A 16867-nucleotide genomic window follows, 5' to 3' on the forward strand; every position below is an offset into this window, starting at 1 on the left:
ATTACTGAGCCAATATCTCCGAAAGAACGTTATCTGCAGCTTAAAGAAGAAAAGCCGGACAAGTCCGGCTTTTCTAATACACAACGCTAAATCAGCTGGATTCCGCCACCAAAGCTGCGGTATATGTCCACTAAGCGGATAAAGCTTTGCTGTTGTACTTGTGCCAGCTGGTCACGGGCACGCAGCAGTTCACGTTCAGCGTCCAGTAAATCCAGAAACTCGCCGGTGCCAGCGTTGTAACGTTCGCGGGCGATTTGCACGGCTCTGTTGCTGGCCTGCCATTGCTGCTCGGTGCTTAGTTGCTGCTCGCGGCTTAAGTTATAACTGCCAAGCGATAACTGCATCTCGTTAATAGCATCAAACACCTGCTGTTCAAACTGGGCCAGCGCCATTTGCGAGCTGGCTTCAGCCTGGCGGATACGGGCCTTAACCGAGCCTAAATCCGCTGCTTGCCAGCTTAATGTTGGCGCCACCGACCAGCTTTGGGTTTCGCTGCCAAGCGTTAAGCCCGGGCCGGATAAAAAGCCTAAAAAGCCGCGTACCGATATATTCGGATATAAATCAGCTGTCGCTACACCAATTTGTGCAGTACGGGCGGCTAACAAGCGCTCTGAACTGGCTACATCGGCGCGGTAACGCAGGTAGTTTTCACCCTCTACCACCGCCACCGGTTGCTTAAGCTCTGGCAGGTTTGGTACCGAGCCCAGTTTTAACTGGCCAGGCTGTTGTGCCAGCAAGGCTGATAAAGTGGCATCAGCGGTTAACCGCGCGACACGGTAGGCTGGTATCGCGGCATGTACCTGATGCACCTGCACGTCTATCTGTGCCAGCTCCAGCTCGGACGCCATACCGGCTTCTAACCGTGCCAGCACGATAGCACGGCTTTGCTGCAGGTTTTGCAGGTTCTGCTCGGCGACCACTAAGCGCAGTTGGGCACCGCGGTATTCACCATAGCTGGTGGCCACCTGGCTTATCAGCTGCACCTGCGCATCGTGCCATAAAATATCGGCTTGCTGCGCCTGAGCTTCCGCCGCTTCACTGGCACGGCGCAATTTACCGAACAAGTCTAAATCCCAGCTTAAACTGGCGCCGGTGCTGTAACCGCGGGTGATTACGCCATTGTCGCTTGGCGATAACGTCGGGTTTTCACTGGCCTGATAACCGGCGTCTAAAGTACCTTTGGGCAGAAAGTCGTTATTCGCATCACGAAACACCGCATAAGCACGGTCGACGTTAGCACGGGCCTGCGCCAGGGTACGGTTCTCCACCAATGCACGGCTTATCAGCTGGTTTAGTACCGCATCGTCAAACGCCAGCCACCAGCTTTGCGCTTGTTCAGCCTGCTGATACGGGCTGTTAAAGCTGATATCCGCTACCTTAGCCGGGGTTTGGTAATCCGGCCCGACGGCGCAGGCGCTTAATGATGCTACCAATACGGCAATAGCACTGAGCTTCAGGATATTACGCATGAGGTGCCTCCGCAGTATCTGTTGTCGCTGCATTTTTTTCGCCACGCTTGGCTAACATGTAATAAAACAGCGGGGTTAAAATTAAGCCGAAAATCGTCACGCCTATCATACCGGCGAACACTGCTACTCCCATGGCCTGGCGCATTTCGGCACCGGCACCGCTGGAGAACACCATTGGCACTACCCCCATAATAAAGGCGATAGAGGTCATCAGTATTGGCCGTAACCGCAAGCGGCCAGCTTCCAGAATGGCTTCCATTGCAGTCATACCGTGGTCTTGCAGCTCTTTAGCAAACTCGACAATTAAGATGGCGTTCTTCGTTGCCAGCCCCACCAGCACGATTAAGCCAATCTGGGTGAAGATATTATTGTCGCCACCGTAAATCAGTACACCGCTCAGTGCCGATAACAGCGTCATCGGAATAATCAGAATAATCGCCAGCGGTAAGCTTAAGCTCTCGTACTGCGCCGCCAGCACCATAAACACAAGCAAAATCACCAGCGGGTAGATAAACATCCCGGCATTACCGGCCAGAATTTGCTGGTAAGTCAGCTCTGTCCACTCGTAGGTCATACCATTTGGCAGGGTTTCAGCCAGTATTTTCTCAATCGCTGCCTGGGCTTCACCGGTGCTGTAACCTGGCGCCGGGCCACCGTTAATCTCTGCGGTGGTAAAGCCGTTGTAGTGCATTACGCGGTCTGGGCCGGCAGTGTCAGTGACATTGATAAAGGAGCCCAGCGGGATCATCTCGCCCTGGGTATTACGCACCTTTAACTGGCTGATTTGCGCCGAGCTTTGGCGGAACTGCTCGTCAGCCTGCATATTAACCTGATAAGTACGGCCAAACTGGTTAAAGTCATTCACATACACCGAACCCATATAAGCCTGCAGGGTTTGGAATACTTCATCCAGTGCTACACTTTGCTGCTTGGCTTTGGTGCGGTCGATATCCAGATCCAGTTGCGGCACATTCACCTGATAACCAGAAAACACTCCGGCCAGTTCAGGCGTGGCCCAGGCTTTTTGCATAACCTGCATGGTCACTTTATACAGCTCTTCATAGCCGTGGTTACCGCGGTCCTGTATTTGCAGCCTGAAGCCACCGATAGTGCCTAACCCCATCACCGGCGGTGGCGGGAAAATAGCGATAAAGGCATCTTCAATACCGGCGAATTTCTGGTTTAGCGCGCCTGCTATGGCATTGCCGGATAATTCGGCGCTGTCACGCTCGTCAAATCCGTCCAGACCAACAAATACAATGCCGGAGTTAGGGCTGTTGGTAAAACCGTTAATGCTAAGGCCCGGAAAAGCGATCGAGTTGGCCACACCAGGATGCTCCAGCGCAACACGCGACATCTCTTTAATCACCTCTTCGGTGCGTTCCAGTGAAGCGGCATCAGGTAACTGGGCAAAAGCAACTAAGTACTGTTTGTCCTGGCCTGGCACATAACCGGTAGGGGTGGTGGCAAACTGCAGGCCGGTTAAGCCCACCAATACCACGTACATTACGCCCACTATTGCGCCAAAACGGATCACTTTTTTAACCAGCCAGCCGTAACCGTTGGATAAACGGGCAAAAAAGCGGTTAAACGGGTTAAACAACCAGCCACCAAACAGCTTGTCCATACCGCGGGTCAGCGCGTCTTTTTTCTCGCCATGGCCTTTTAACAGTAATGCCGACAGCGCCGGGCTTAGCGTTAATGAGTTAATGGCCGAGATAAAGGTAGAAATTGTAATGGTTAAGGCAAACTGCTTATAAAACTGCCCGGTTAAGCCCGACATAAAGGCCGTAGGAATAAACACCGCCGCCAGTACCAGGGTTGTGGCTACTATCGGCCCGGTGACTTCTTTCATCGCTTTTTGCGTTGCAGCAATCGGTGATAAACCTTCGCTGATATTACGCTCAACGTTTTCTACCACTACTATGGCATCATCCACCACGATACCGATGGCCAGTACCAAACCAAACAACGACAACGCATTAAGCGAGAAGCCCAACATATGCATAAAGGCAAAGGTACCGACCAGTGACACCGGTACGGCCACCAGCGGAATAATAGAAGCACGCCAGGTTTGTAAAAACAGCACCACCACTAATACCACTAACAACACGGCTTCAAGCAGGGTTTTGACTACGGCTTCAATAGAGCCACGCACAAATACCGTTGGGTCGTATACAATGTCGTAGGTTAAACCTTCCGGGAAGTTTTCCGACAGTTCGGCCATTTTCGCCCGTACATTGTCAGAAATCTGGATCGCGTTAGAGCCGGACGCCTGGAAAATAGGAATGGCCACTGCATCTTTATTATTCAGCAGTGAGCGCAGCGCATAGGTAGACGCACCCAACTCAACCCGGGCCACATCTTTTAACCGGCTGATTTCGCCGTTAGCGCCCACCTGAATAATAATATCTTCAAACTCTTCTACCGTGGCTAAACGGCCTTTTACGTTAATCAGCAGTTGGAAATCAGCCTCACCACTGGGCTGGGCGCCTAAGCTACCGGCTGCGGCCTGCTGGTTTTGCTCACGAATGGCCGCAGTAATTTGCGCAGGTGATAAACCCAGTGCCGACACTTTGTTCGGGTCCAGCCAGATCCGCATACTGTAGTCACCGGCGCCAAATAAACGCACCGCGCCAACACCTTCAATCCGTGCCAGTTCGTCTTTCACATTTAATGACGCGTAGTTAGACAAATACAGCATGTCGTAACGCTGGTCCGGCGAGGTTAAATGCACCACCATGGTTAAATCCGGTGAGGATTTCTCGGTAACCACACCTAAACGTTGCACTTCCTGCGGTAACCGTGGCATGGCACGGTCTACCCGCGCCTGCACCTGGGTTTGCGCTAAATCAACGTCAGTACCAATGGCAAAGGTCACGGTTAATGTCATGCGGCCATCAGAGGTAGCCTGGGATGACATATACAGCATGTCTTCCACGCCGTTAATTTCCTGCTCCAGCGGCGACGCCACCGTTTCGGCAATAACTTTGGGGTTAGCGCCGGGATAGTTGGCCGTTACTACTACAGTAGGCGGCACCACTTCCGGGTATTCAGTGATCGGCAATTGCCATACTGCTATCGCACCGGTAATAAAAAACAACAGTGAGATAACAGCGGCAAAAATGGGCCTTTTAATAAAAAATTGCGAGAACATAATGTTTCCTTAACCCCGTCCCGGCGTTTTGCCGGCATTGACTGTTGCTGCCGCGTTGTCTGCTTTTGCAGTCAGTGCGGTGCTGGTTTCATCCAGCAGTTGTTGCTCTTTACGTAAACTGGCTATTTGCTCTGCGCTTGCCATATCCACCATTTGGGGATCGATCTGCATATTCGGCATTACCCGCTGCAGGCCGTTAACCACTATGCGGTCTTTTGCGGCTAACCCTTCACGCACGATGCGCAAGCCATTCACTTTTTCGCCCAGCTTCACCGCACGGTACTCCAGCTGATTATCCGCGTTTACCACCAGCACATACTTGTTGTTTAAGTCGGTGCCAACGGCTTTTTCGTCAATCAAAATACCGTCGTAGCTGTCGCTGCCTACCAGCTTGATGCGGGCAAATAAACCCGGTAACAGGTTGTTGTCGCCGTTGGCAAAACTGGCGCGGATACGGATAGTGCCGGTTTGCTGGTTTACGCTGTTATCAACAAAATCAATGCTGCCGGTGTGGTTGTATGCGGTGTCGTTAGCCAGCGCCATATACACCGGGTTTGCACTGGCATCACGGGTATCAGCACGTTTACCGGCTTCGGTTAAACGGGCGTACTTCAGGTAGCTTTGCTCGTCTACATCAAAGTAGGCGTACATTTTGTCGGTCGATACCAGGCTGGTTAACTGGCTTTGACCGGCGTTCACATAGTTACCGGCGGTTACCTGGGCATACGACACCCGGCCGCTAATGGGTGCGGTAATACGGGTGTAGCTTAAATCCAGCTCGGCACGTTGCAGTGCGGCTTTTACCGAGGCGACAGTGGCAGCGGTTTGTTGCTTACGGGCTAAACGGCTGTCCAGCAGTTCGGCTGAAATCGCCCGTTGGCTGCTAAGTTTTTCTGCCCGGTTATATTCGTTATCCGCCAGTGCGGCGGCGCTTTGTGCACTTTGCAGCTCAGCATTAAGCCGGGCCACTTCCGCAGCAAAAGGCCGTGGGTCAATTTGCACCAGCAAATCGCCTTTTTGCACCAGGGCGCCTTCGTTAAAGTGCACCTGTTCAATATAACCTGACACGCGTGGCATCAAATTCACGGTTTGTGGTGCTTGCAGGCGGCCGGTAAATTCATCCCATTCGGTAATGCGCTCGTGTACCACTTGCGCCACACTCACCTGTGGTGCAGCCGGTGCCGCGGCCTGATTAGCGGCTTCGGGGTTGCCACAAGCGGTTAACACCAGCGCGGCTACGCTTGCTAACATAAAAGTTCTTACCGTGTTTTTTCTGCTCATGACGTTTTGCTCCACGTTGTTACTAAAATTGTATAAAAAGACTTGTTATTTTTGTACCGCCCGGTAAATATATAGGACAGCAAAAAACTGTCAACCGATTTTTGTACCGAGCGGTAAATTAATTTAATTCTACAAAAGAAGAATTTGTTCTAAGGCTGAAACAGCACTATTGCAGTGCCGACGACTTCACAAAGCTAACAGAGGCTACTGTCAGGCTACGTCAGTAGTGTATGACGAAAGCGCAGCGGGCTTAATGCCGAATGCTGGCGCATTCTTGCCTGAAACTCCGCAGCTTGTGGTTAAGCCGGAATATACTGAACGATAGCAGCCGGTTAGGGGTCTTAGTGGGTGTCAGTGGCAAGATATATGTACTTATCGGTAAATAACCCTTGCTGGACAAGGGGTCTTTTGCTGTTTACTATATAAGCAAGTTTTAATGCAGGAGCTGAATAATGTCAGCAGTAACTAGCACTGTGAATGTAGGCCGCCCCCGCGCCTTTGATATGGACACCGCGCTGGAAAAAGCGTTGGAAGTATTCTGGCGCAAAGGCTATGACGGCACATCGCTATCAGATTTAACTGAAGCCATGGGCATTAACAAGCCCAGTTTGTATGCTGCCTTTGGCAATAAAGAGCAGTTGTTTTTAAAAGCGATAGAATTATACGAAAGCCGCCCGTGCTCGTTTTTCTTACCGGCGCTGGAAAAAACTACCGCTTATCAGGTGGCCGAACACATGCTGTATGGCGCAGCAATGAATATGGCCGACAGTAACCACCCGCAAGGTTGCGTGGTTGTACAGGGCGCATTGTCATGTAGTGAAGCTGCCGCCAGTGTAAAAGAAGCGCTAATTAACCGCCGGGTAGAGGGTGAACAAAAACTCAAAGTTCGCTTTGATCAGGCTAAAACCGACGGAGACTTACCGCCTGGCACTGATACCGGTGTATTGGCGCGTTATCTGCTTACCGTGCTACAAGGTATGGCAATTCAGGCCAATAATGGCGCTTGTTCTGAGCAACTTCGCCAGGTCGCACACATGACTCTGCAGGCCTTTCCGCGTGCCGGTTAAGTCAGTAGTGGCTGCCTTATAGTCCACACTTATTGCCTGATCCTCCAAAGCACTGCTGCAGTAATAGGCAAAGCCATGTTGGCTGCCTATACTGCGTTTGTCAGTACAGCGGAGAAGCCAATATGATCGATGAACGCGAATTCCTGCGCCAGCAAATGCTGAAGCCGCTGCTTGCTAAACTCACCGGCACCGGTGTCAACGAAAGCTGTATACCCGGGCTAAAACTATATCGCAGCAATGCGCCGACATCTGCAACGCCCACCCTTTATGAACCAACACTTTGCCTGTTACTGCAGGGCAACAAGCAAATATTACTTGGCGAAGAAATGCTGCAGTACAATCCGCTGCAGTATTTACTGGTACCGGTAATGCTGCCTGTTAGCGGTAAAATTATCCGGGCCAGCAGTAACGAACCTTATCTGGGTGTAAGTATCAGTCTGGATTTACGTGAGTTAACCGAGCTGGTCATTGATTTGGGCGATAAAGTACCGCGCCAGCCAGCGCCGGCGCGTGGCATCAGTATTGGCGACGCCGACCTTGATTTACTATCAGTATTTCAGCGTATTTTTGCTTTGTTGGAACGCCCGCAGGATATAGCAGTATTACATCCGTTGTTAAAGCGCGAGCTGCTGTACCGTTTGCTGTTAAGTCCTGCAGGCAGCCATTTGCGGGAATTTACGTTGCTCGATAGCCAGGCTAGCCGGATCGGCAAAGTAATAGATCTGCTGCGCCAGCGCTATAACCAGCCATTGCGCATAAAAGAGCTGGCTGACGCCGCGCATTTAAGTGAATCCGCACTGTTTCAAAGCTTTAAAGCGGTAACCTCAATGTCTCCGTTGCAATTTCAAAAGCAGCTGCGTTTAAATGAAGCGCGCCGCATTATGCTGTACGAAGGTTTAGAAGCGGCTACTGCCAGTTATAAGGTAGGTTATGAGAGCCCATCGCAGTTTAGCCGTGAGTACAGCCGTTTATTTGGTGCACCACCAAAAGCCGATGTGGCCCGTTTTCGCCAGACGCTATAAATTTTCTGCCCGGCGCACTATTTTAACCCGGCACAAGGCTTTATGATCGCTATCTTGTTTGCTGCGAACTGCGCCCACTATGCCATCCACTATGAAAAACATGCTGCTGTATCTGGTTACTGTACTGATTTGGGGCTCTACCTGGTTTGCTATTGAATTTCAGCTAGGCGAGGTGGCGATAGAAGTATCGTTGTTATACCGCTTTGCTATCGCAGCGGCTTTAATGTGGCTATTTTGCTGGTGGCGCAAACTTAATATGCATTTTACGCTGCGCCAGCATGGTTTTATCTTCCTGCTTGCCAGCCTGAATTTTGCGCTGAATTTTTTGTTTATTTATCAGGCGCAGCAATACCTTACCTCTGCCATGACAGCCATTGCCTTTACCACCATGCTGCTGATGAATATCGTTAACACCCGGCTGTTTTTCGGCAAACCGGTAGCCAAACGCATCTATTTTGGTGCTTTGCTCGGTATTGCCGGCATTGTGGTGCTGTTCTGGCCGGATTTAGACGGTATTGATTTTACCAACGCCAGCCTGCTGGGCCTGCTGCTGATTTTATCCGGCGCCTTGTCGGCGTCATTCGGCAATATGGTAAGTGTACGTAACTCGCGGGAAAACATGCCAATTATGCAGGTAAATGCCTGGGGTATGTTGTATGGCACCCTGGTACTGCTGGCAGCCGCGCTTTTTAAAGGCCATAGTTTTAATTTTAGTACCGAACCGGCCTATGTTATCTCCTTGTTGTATTTATCGGTGTTTGGCTCAGTTGTCGCCTTTGCCAGTTACTTTGCCCTGCTAAAACAAATTGGCCCGGAAAAAGCCAGCTACACCATAGTGTTATTTCCGCTGGTCGCCGTTGTGCTTAGCACCTTATTTGAAGGTTTTCACTGGACCGGCTACACCTTTAGCGGCTTTGCGCTGGTGCTGCTGGGCAATGCTATTGTACTTACGCCCTTTGCCAAAATTAGGGCGCTACTGTTGGCGCGCCCCCCCAGCTTGCGCCCTGACATCCGGCACTAAATTAAGAAGCGCTGGCCGTCAGATCCGGCCCTGCGCTCTAAGTTGTTGGCCAATACGTTGTATTTCCTGCTCACCTTGCACCAGTGCCTGCCGGTTGGTATGCACTGAGTACGACCCCTTCACCAGCGGATGTGGGTGCGGCATTGCTGCGCCAAAGACAAAAGAGGTGGCGCCATTTGCCATCACGCTGATCGCTTGCTCTGTTGCCTCAAACACCACTATCTCGCCTTTCTTGATAGCGCCAGGGCCAGTTAAATTGCCTTTATAAAGCGACAACCACGCCACCGTTTGCCCTGGCTCTGGCTGGTAGTGCCAAACCTCGCCGTCCTGCAACTGCACATGGTAGTAATTAACACCGGCAGTAAATTCGATAGGGCTTTTTGCCCCCTGATACTGCCCCAGCAGTACAGCAACCTGGCCGACAACAGGAATATCGGCCGGGTCGATATTTTGGCTTTGCGCCAGCGAGTTTTCATCATGCTGTGGCAACGCCACCCACAGTTGGAAAAACTCAAGCGGCAGGTCGCCCCAAACGCCGCCATCATGCCAAACGCCATTGCCTGCTTTCATCCACTCCATACCGCCCGTTTTAACCACACCTTGGTCGCCTGCGGTGTCCTGATAAAATATTGCGCCACTAATAGGCAACGATAAGGTGGCAATACCCGAATGTGGATGCATACCAAACAATTTATTTTTTGTTGGTGGCACTACACCGTAGTCCAGAAATACAAAGGGTTTAATCAACTCACCTAAGTCTGATGGGCTAACCAGCCGGGTTATTGGCCCTCTGGTGGTGCCGCTGGTCCGCGCCACAATAGTGCGGGCTGTCAAATTTTGGTCTACCGTGCTTTCAGTGTGTGTGTGCTTAATAACAGTATTCATAATGTGTTCCTCCGTTGATGAACAAAAGCATAACCGATAGAAAAACATCAAAATAGCCTATATGATTAGATGAAAACCATCTGGAATTTAGATACATGCTTGACGCAGTCACCCTCGATCAACTTCGTACCTTTGTTGCCGCAGCGGAAGAAGGCAGCTTTTCTGCGGCGGGGCGCAAAATAAAGCGGGCGCAGTCTGTAATCAGCCATACTCTGGCCAACCTGGAGCTGCAGTTGGGTGTAGTGCTGTTTGATCGCAGCAACCGCTACCCCAAGCTTACAGAAGCAGGCGAATCGTTGCTGCTGGATGCCAAGGCGGTAATTGATAGTATGGATCTGTTAAAAGCCAGAGCGCATTCATTAGCAGAAGGCCTGGAGCCGGAGCTGTCGGTCGCAGTGGATGTGATGTTTCCAATGGATACGCTGACCGCAGCTGTGGGTTATTGCAAAGCGCATTTTGAACATACGCCACTGCGGCTTTATGTTGAAGCCCTTGGCGGCGTTACCCAGCAGGTAATGGATGGCACCTGCCGGTTGGGTATTATCGGCTCTTTACCGCTGGTGCCGGATGAGTTAACCGTAGAGCCGCTGAGCAATATTCAGTTTGCTACTGTGGTATCCCCCGGGCACCCGCTCGCACAACAGCCTGTTGATATCACCGAAGAAGAGTTAAGCCGCCATGTGCAGTTAATTCTGACTGATCGCACAACGCTTTCCAGTGGCCGCAATTTTGGTGTGATGTCGCCGCTTACCTGGCGTTTAGCTGATCTTGGCGCTAAACATGCGTTTTTAAAGGCCGGCTTTGGCTGGGGGCATATGCCAAAGCATATAGTGGAAAAAGATCTCGCCGATGGCTTACTGGTGTCATTAACGCTGCAAAATATGCCTGCAGCGGCAATGTATTTAACCACTAAGATTGTTTATCGCAAAGAAGCCCCACCCGGCCCAGCTGGCAGAGCTTTTATTTCACAGCTAAAATGACAAAGCAGAAGCTTCACGCCTCTGCTTTGTTTCTACAAACAGTTTCTAAAAGCCGTTAGTTAATTTCTGTCACAAACTGCTCGCGGCTGCGCCGTACTTTGGTCAGGTTAACCAGCCAGTCGCCTTCATCTGCCCGATAACCCAGCGGCATTAACACGACCGAGCGTAAACCTTTTTGTTTAAGGTCCAGTATTTCATCTACTTTAGCCGGGTCAAAGCCTTCGATTGGTGTGCTGTCTACTTTCAGCTCTGCGGCGGCAATCAGCGCCGAGCCTAAACCAATATATGCCTGGCGGGCAGCGTGCTGGAAATTTGTTTCAGCATCGCGCTGCGGATAGGTGTTCAGCAGCATTGCGCGGTAGTTTTCCCAGCCTTCGTTTTTAAAACCACGAATCTCGTTGGTTAAATCAAACATCTGGTTAATACGCTCTGCGGTGTAGTTGTCCCAGGCGGCAAATACCAGTAAGTGCGAACTGTCGGTGATCTGGCTTTGGTTCCAGGCATGCGGCTTAATTTGTTCGCGCAGGGCCGGGTTGGTTACCACCAGCACTTCATACGGCTGTAAACCACTGGATGTAGCTGTTAAGCGGATGGCTTCCAGAATTAAGTCCACTTTGTCTTGCGTAACAACCTTGCTCGGGTCGTATTTTTTGGTGGCGTAGCGCCAGGTTAAATTACTGATTACATCCGACATCTGTACTTCCTAAAAGATAAACCGAAACTGCATTATACGCCCGGCTGTTTCTGTTTTATTAGTTCAGTTTATGCTGATATATGACAAAAAATTTTGTTTGCTATAACTAAAACTCTTGCTGTACCCGTAAAAACCGGGCAAAACGTGGGATGCCGTTATTGGTATAACCATTGTAGCGATAGGTAATTACTGCGCCAATTTCTGGTGGTGTCTGGCGTAGTGCATCGGTTAAGCCGCTGCCAATGGCAAACTCTTTGCCTTGAGGCGTTTTAACAATTAGCGCCCCCACCATGCCCTTATACTTGCCTTTACCGGGCCGGTAACCAATAACCTCGGCTTCGGTATCCTGATAAGTTTTTAGTTTGAGTAAATCGCTGCTGCGGCCGGTTTTATATAAGGCATCCTGACGGTGCAGCATTAAGCCTTCGGCACCGTTACTTTCCAGCTCGCTAAGTTTGGCCTGCAGCGCGGCGTTATCCGCAATACGAAACTGCGGTACCAGCATTAAATACCTGCTGCTGTGTTGCTGAACAAGGCGTTGCATAGCCTCAATGCGCTCAGTAAAAGTACCCTCAGCATTCGGCAGCTCAAAAATGTAATAGCGGATTTGCTGCCACTGCGCATCAATAGCCTGATGTTTACTGACAATACTTAAGGTATCGGCAAACTTATTGCGGCCCAGCCACAGCTCGCCATCCAGTTTTTGGCTGGGGAAATCCGCCACAAACCACTCTGGCGCAGCAATGGCATTACCACCACGGGAGATCAGTTGTTTACCATCCCAGTAAGCGCGCACACCATCAAGCTTTTCGCTTACCCAATACTGCTGCACATCGATATTGCCGTGATACACTTCAGCCAGCAGTAAATCGGGTTTAGTCGCCGCTATTAACTGAAAGCAGAAATGAAAACAGCAGATAAAAAACAACGAAGTTAACTTTTTAATCATTATTTAGCATCTTTTTATTTAAAATAAAAAGTATAGTAACCCGCCCTGTTTCGGCAAGGGCAAACACAGATTACTGAAAATGATCAGAAAGAGCCTGCAAGAAGCTGTATTCATTTAATCCGGCACGGTTAAGCGGTTTGGCCTGCGCGCTCCACATTGCCACCACCAGTTGTTTATCCGGATCAACAAACAGATACTGGCCAAAAATACCCTCGGCCGCATAGCTTCTGCCGTACAGCGGCCAAAACATATAGCCGTAGTCGACCGTTTCGCCGCCGATCACCTGGCGGCTGCTGGCGGCCTTAGTCCAGCCTTGCGGCAATACCCGCTCGCTGCCAGTTGTCGTGTTAATTACGCCGTCATTAAGTAAAAATAAGCCAAAACGAGCGTAATCACTCAAGGTTGCCGACAAACCGCTGCCACCTATTTCCAGGCCATCGGGCGATTGCAGCCACCAGTTGGCGTCTGCTTCCATACCCAGCTTCGACCAGATTTTTTCTGACAAATACTCGGCCACCGGCTTACCAGTCGCGGCTTGCACCAAAGCCCCTGCCAGTTGGGTTTCACCGGTACTGTAGTTCCACACGGTGCCGGGCGCAGCTGCGCGCGGTAACGACGCCATCAAGTCTAAAATAGCGCCGGGCTGCTGGCTTATTTGCGCCTCCAGCATGCGTCGGCGGTCTGATGTCGGGTCGGTGTAGGTTTCATTCCAGGCAACGCCGGAACTCATTTGCAGCAGGTGTTTAACCGTTACGCCATCGTAAGCGGTACCTTTAAAACGCGGCAGATAGTTAACGATAGGGTCGTCAATACTGTTGATATGGCCGTCATGTATTGCCGCACCAATTAAGGTTGCGGTAATAGATTTAACCACCGACATCGACATCCAGCGGCTATGTTCGTTATTACCCAGCAGGTATTTCTCAAACACTATTTCACCGCGGTGGATAATCAGCAAGCCGCTGACACGGTTCATCGACAGTACGTCGCACAAATCATAGGTTTTGCCATCAACGCTGTAGGAAAAATCCTGCAATGGCTGCTTGCTAAGCGGCAGGGTACTTACTGTTTTGCCACGCGCTACCGTGCGGGTTGGGAACAACCGGTCGATATTGCGAAAGGTGTTAACCTGAATATCCGGGTACAGTTTGCCATCATACAGCTGGCGCACCGTGCCGATGGGCTCTTTGGCATGGCGATAAGGTGTTTGCGCTGCGCTGTCTGTTGCTGCGGCGTTTGCAAGGCTGCTAAATGCCAGCAATACCGCTGCGGTGAAGGCTGTTTTAAATTGGCAGATGTACATTAGGCCTGACTCCTTTTTTAGATGGTGTTAACTGTACCCCTACAAAGGCGACTTAAGTATTGCTAATCTCTTTGTCTTGTTAATTAAGGATAGGTTTTAAATAGCCCGCGCCCAGTTGCCGCATTTGCCGTTCAACCCAAACAACCCGTTCACGCAGGTAAGGCGTTAAATTGCGGGCGTCGCGGCTGCGTGGGCCTGGCAGCAGTACGGCCAGTCGTGCGGCTTCGTTAACACTGAGCCTGCTGGCCGGTTTGCCAAAATAATGCTGGCTGGCCGCTTCTACGCCGTAAATGCCTTTACCAAATTCGGCGATATTTAAATACACTTCGAGTATGCGCTTTTTACCCCAAACTGCTTCCAGGCTTAGCGCCAATGTGGCTTCCAGGCCCTTACGCACCAGGCTGCGGCCCGGCCACAGCAACAGGTTTTTCGCCGTTTGCTGGCTAATAGTACTGGCACCGCGCAAGCCGTCACCATCGTCAAACCGTTCCAGAGCGTTTTTTATCTCGGCCATATCAACACCAAAATGCTCAGGGAAACGCTGATCTTCCGAGGCAACCACCGCCAGCGCCACATGCGCCGGCAGCTTATCAATGCTTACCCACTGCTGGCTAACCGGATAAGGGCTTTGCAGCATAAAAGCTGATGTCGGTGGCGGCACAAAGCGTAATGTCAGTAACAGTGCCAGTAACAATAGCAACAGTACCAGCACAAAGCGCCAGATAACAAACCATGTCCAACCGAAAAAACCGCGTTCACGCTGTGCCATTTACTCTCTCTTATCAGGCTCTGTCGCCGGCAACGGGCAACAGTATAGGTTACTGAGCATTAAAGCCAAACGCGGCTCAATGTGCAAAATAGCTGCCGCAGCCTCAACTTTGCTGCACTTCTTCGATCAATTCCCTGTGCACACACACCGCTGTACTTTTGGGGCGAATGGGCTTGCCTCTGCCCTCAAGGTGCGCCCGCGTAAAGGACGCACCAAACAGCAGAATCATGGAGGAATAGTTTACCCACAACAGTAGCAGTGCCAGAGAACCAGCAGCTCCATAAGCCGATGCCGTAGCAGTATAGGCCAGATAAATTGAGATAAGCGACCGGCCTGCCGTAAACAAAATGGCGGTGATAAAAGCACCAAGTAGCACATCGCCCCAGGATAGCCGCACATCGGGCAGAATCTTGAACATCGCCGCAAACAGCAGCGTGATCACCAGTAGCGACAGCACAAGCTCCATACCCACCATTGCCCAAGCCGGAACCGGCAGCCATCCCTCAGCAAACGCCATAATGCTGCGTAACGCCACCGACAACAGCAGCGACACCAACATAATAAAACCGATGGACAGGATAATAGTCAGCGATAGCAACCGGCTTTTAATGAAAACCCACAGGTTGTTTCTTTTAGGACGGGGGGCAACATCCCAGATCTGATTCAGCGACTGCTGCATTTGCGCAAAAACCGTGGTGGCACCCACTATGGTGGCAATAATCCCTATCAACGCCGGCCAGATACCACTCTGGTCGATCTGTGAATTGATCACTGCTGTTTGCACCACTCCGGCAGCATCCGGACCAAGCGTGGCCTCAAGCTGCGCAAACAGTTCCCCCTGAACCGCGCTCTCGCCCATAACCAGCCCGACCAGACCAACAACCACTACCAAAATCGGCGCGATAGAGAAAACAGTAAAGAACGCCAGTGCTGCAGCATAAATAAAGGCCTGACTGGCCAGCCAGTTGCTGATCGCAGCAGCCAAAATACTCAGCCAGTAGCGCACCACAGCGGGGAGTTTATTGTAAATCTTGATAACCATGCTCGATAGTACCTTAGCGTTGCAGCGAATATCGCCTATTACAGCCAAAACAAGCGTTATATGATAGCAAGAAATGTGCAGCGAAAATGTTACTATTGCTGTTACGCTGGTATTGATGGCTGATACCGCTTACCACTTCAATTCACTGCAAAATAATAAGGCGCTGGTTATGACCCTGGCTAAAAGTTTTCGCTATTTCTCATTTTTCAGTACATTAAGTTTTGCTGCCGTACTGGTCAGTTGCAGCACAACGCCGGTAACGCCGCCCGCCCCACCGGCAAGTGACTGGGTTAACAGCTGTACCGACTGGGACGACTGGGATAAAGCCGGGCCGCCGTATCAAATTTATGGCAACACTTATTATGTGGGTACCTGTGGTATCAGCGCTATTCTGATCACCAGTGCTGACGGCCATATTCTGATCGATGGCGCCACCGCAGCGGGTGCAGAGGTCATCGCCGCCAATATCCGTGCACTTGGCTTTTCACTGCAGGACGTGAAACTGCTGCTGCAAAGCCACGAGCACTTCGACCATGTTGCCGGTTTAGCGCAGCTGCAGCAGTTAAGCGGCGCAAAGCTGCTGGCATCGCCTGCAGCAGCGCCGGTGTTAAGCAGTGGCGTGGTAGATGCAGCCGATCCGCAAGCCGGCATGCACGAGCCGTTCCCGCCCGTCAGGGTGGATGGCCTGGTTACAGCAGGCCAGCAGGTTACTTTGGGCAAGCTCAGCCTGATGCCGGTGGCAACGCCGGGGCATACCCCTGGTGCATTAAGCTGGCAGTGGAGCAGTTGTGAAGCGCAGCAGTGTCAGGTGCTGGTGTATGCCGACAGCTTATCGCCGGTTAGCAGCGACAGTTATCGTTTTAGCCAGCATCTGAGTTACCTGAAAGCTTACCGCGCCGGGCTGGATAAACTGGCAACGCTGGAGTGCCAAATTCTGCTTACGCCGCACCCGTCGGCCAGTAATATGCGTACACGACTGCAAAGCAGCACCGGTTTAACCGATACCAACGGCTGTGTGATGTATTCACAAGCAGTAAAGCAGCGGCTGCAAAAGCGTTTAACAGAAGAAACAGCACAATAAGGTCGTACGGCCGCATTACAGTTTGTATCACTACAGGTTCATACTTGCAGCTGGCCGTTACCGAGCATGTGATTACCCAGCGGTTAGATGATTTTAACCAGTACTGTTAGTTGCTGCTTGGCAAAGACCAATGACACTGAGCCTTTT

General features: G+C 51.1%; 14 protein-coding genes. 5 read left to right on the plus strand and 9 right to left on the minus strand.

The window, feature by feature from the left end; translation table 11 throughout:
* Positions 1-86 precede the first annotated feature (86 nt).
* Genes AR688_RS11840 through AR688_RS11850 form a run of 3 tightly spaced genes read right to left on the minus strand, consistent with a single transcriptional unit; the run spans position 87 to position 5907 of the window.
* Positions 87-1469 carry an efflux transporter outer membrane subunit gene (locus AR688_RS11840; RefSeq protein ID WP_068233705.1) on the minus strand — a complete coding sequence of 461 codons (1383 nt, stop codon included), beginning with the start codon at positions 1467-1469 and terminating at the stop codon, positions 87-89.
* Positions 1462-4626 (minus strand): efflux RND transporter permease subunit, encoded by a 3165-nt coding sequence (locus tag AR688_RS11845; RefSeq protein ID WP_068233708.1) that lies wholly within the window; start codon positions 4624-4626, stop codon positions 1462-1464. Before AR688_RS11845 ends, AR688_RS11840 begins: the two co-directional genes overlap by 8 nt.
* 9 nt (positions 4627-4635) lie before the next feature.
* Positions 4636-5907: an efflux RND transporter periplasmic adaptor subunit gene (locus AR688_RS11850; protein ID WP_068233711.1), complete on the minus strand. Its 1272-nt coding sequence runs from the start codon at positions 5905-5907 to the stop codon at positions 4636-4638.
* Positions 5908-6359: 452 nt separating this feature from the next.
* Here AR688_RS11850 and AR688_RS11855 point away from each other — a divergent pair, with 452 nt between their 5' ends.
* The 3 genes from AR688_RS11855 to AR688_RS11865 all read left to right on the plus strand — a co-directional run bounded on the left by AR688_RS11855 (position 6360) and on the right by AR688_RS11865 (position 9017).
* The gene (locus AR688_RS11855) at positions 6360-6974 is read left to right on the plus strand and encodes a TetR/AcrR family transcriptional regulator (protein WP_068233715.1); all 615 of its coding nucleotides are present in this window, start codon (positions 6360-6362) and stop codon (positions 6972-6974) included.
* 122 nt (positions 6975-7096) lie between these two features.
* Positions 7097-7996 carry an AraC family transcriptional regulator gene (locus AR688_RS11860; protein WP_197412210.1) on the plus strand — a complete coding sequence of 300 codons (900 nt, stop codon included), beginning with the start codon at positions 7097-7099 and terminating at the stop codon, positions 7994-7996.
* Between the two features lie 91 nt (positions 7997-8087).
* Positions 8088-9017, plus strand: a complete 930-nt coding sequence (locus tag AR688_RS11865; RefSeq protein ID WP_068233718.1) for a DMT family transporter — start codon at positions 8088-8090, stop codon at positions 9015-9017.
* 18 nt (positions 9018-9035) lie between these two features.
* On the opposite strand, the gene AR688_RS11870 is transcribed toward AR688_RS11865, so the two are convergent.
* Positions 9036-9902, minus strand: a complete 867-nt coding sequence (locus AR688_RS11870; protein WP_068233721.1) for a pirin family protein — start codon at positions 9900-9902, stop codon at positions 9036-9038.
* 95 nt (positions 9903-9997) lie between these two features.
* On the opposite strand from AR688_RS11870, the gene AR688_RS11875 reads away from it, so the two are divergent.
* A complete protein-coding gene (locus AR688_RS11875) occupies positions 9998-10882 on the plus strand; it encodes a LysR family transcriptional regulator (protein WP_068233724.1) in 885 nt (294 codons plus the stop codon).
* A 55-nt stretch (positions 10883-10937) separates the two neighbouring features.
* On the opposite strand, the gene AR688_RS11880 is transcribed toward AR688_RS11875, so the two are convergent.
* The 5 genes from AR688_RS11880 to AR688_RS11900 form a co-directional block, all read right to left on the minus strand.
* Positions 10938-11576: an NAD(P)H-dependent oxidoreductase gene (locus tag AR688_RS11880; RefSeq protein WP_068233726.1), complete on the minus strand. Its 639-nt coding sequence runs from the start codon at positions 11574-11576 to the stop codon at positions 10938-10940.
* Between the two features lie 106 nt (positions 11577-11682).
* Positions 11683-12525, minus strand: coding sequence for a DNA ligase (locus tag AR688_RS11885; RefSeq protein ID WP_068233729.1), 843 nt, complete (start codon positions 12523-12525; stop codon positions 11683-11685).
* Between the two features lie 70 nt (positions 12526-12595).
* Complete coding sequence (locus AR688_RS11890) at positions 12596-13828, minus strand: serine hydrolase domain-containing protein (protein ID WP_068233731.1); 1233 nt, start codon at positions 13826-13828, stop codon at positions 12596-12598.
* Positions 13829-13907: 79 nt separating this feature from the next.
* On the minus strand, positions 13908-14597 hold the full coding sequence (mtgA, locus tag AR688_RS11895; RefSeq protein WP_068233735.1) for a monofunctional biosynthetic peptidoglycan transglycosylase: 690 nt from the start codon (positions 14595-14597) through the stop codon (positions 13908-13910).
* Positions 14598-14700: 103 nt separating this feature from the next.
* Positions 14701-15582, minus strand: coding sequence for a YihY/virulence factor BrkB family protein (locus tag AR688_RS11900; RefSeq protein ID WP_231732047.1), 882 nt, complete (start codon positions 15580-15582; stop codon positions 14701-14703).
* 226 nt (positions 15583-15808) lie between these two features.
* On the opposite strand from AR688_RS11900, the gene bla reads away from it, so the two are divergent.
* Entirely contained in the window at positions 15809-16720 is a 912-nt protein-coding gene (bla, locus tag AR688_RS11905; protein ID WP_068234194.1) for a subclass B3 metallo-beta-lactamase, read from the plus strand.
* Positions 16721-16867: the final 147 nt, after the last annotated feature.

The organism is Rheinheimera sp. EpRS3, assembly GCF_001513785.1.
Classification (GTDB): domain Bacteria; phylum Pseudomonadota; class Gammaproteobacteria; order Enterobacterales; family Alteromonadaceae; genus Alishewanella.

Coding starts and splice junctions, on each gene's coding strand:
- bla (WP_068234194.1), top strand. CDS start 15,809: ATGACCCTGGCTAAAAGTTTTCGCTATTTCTCATTTTTCAGTACATTA.
- AR688_RS11885 (WP_068233729.1), bottom strand. CDS start 12,525: ATGATTAAAAAGTTAACTTCGTTGTTTTTTATCTGCTGTTTTCATTTC.
- AR688_RS11865 (WP_068233718.1), top strand. CDS start 8,088: ATGAAAAACATGCTGCTGTATCTGGTTACTGTACTGATTTGGGGCTCT.
- AR688_RS11840 (WP_068233705.1), bottom strand. CDS start 1,469: ATGCGTAATATCCTGAAGCTCAGTGCTATTGCCGTATTGGTAGCATCA.
- AR688_RS11890 (WP_068233731.1), bottom strand. CDS start 13,828: ATGTACATCTGCCAATTTAAAACAGCCTTCACCGCAGCGGTATTGCTG.
- AR688_RS11875 (WP_068233724.1), top strand. CDS start 9,998: ATGCTTGACGCAGTCACCCTCGATCAACTTCGTACCTTTGTTGCCGCA.
- AR688_RS11860 (WP_197412210.1), top strand. CDS start 7,097: ATGATCGATGAACGCGAATTCCTGCGCCAGCAAATGCTGAAGCCGCTG.
- AR688_RS11855 (WP_068233715.1), top strand. CDS start 6,360: ATGTCAGCAGTAACTAGCACTGTGAATGTAGGCCGCCCCCGCGCCTTT.
- AR688_RS11845 (WP_068233708.1), bottom strand. CDS start 4,626: ATGTTCTCGCAATTTTTTATTAAAAGGCCCATTTTTGCCGCTGTTATC.
- AR688_RS11880 (WP_068233726.1), bottom strand. CDS start 11,576: ATGTCGGATGTAATCAGTAATTTAACCTGGCGCTACGCCACCAAAAAA.
- AR688_RS11870 (WP_068233721.1), bottom strand. CDS start 9,902: ATGAATACTGTTATTAAGCACACACACACTGAAAGCACGGTAGACCAA.
- mtgA (WP_068233735.1), bottom strand. CDS start 14,597: ATGGCACAGCGTGAACGCGGTTTTTTCGGTTGGACATGGTTTGTTATC.
- AR688_RS11850 (WP_068233711.1), bottom strand. CDS start 5,907: ATGAGCAGAAAAAACACGGTAAGAACTTTTATGTTAGCAAGCGTAGCC.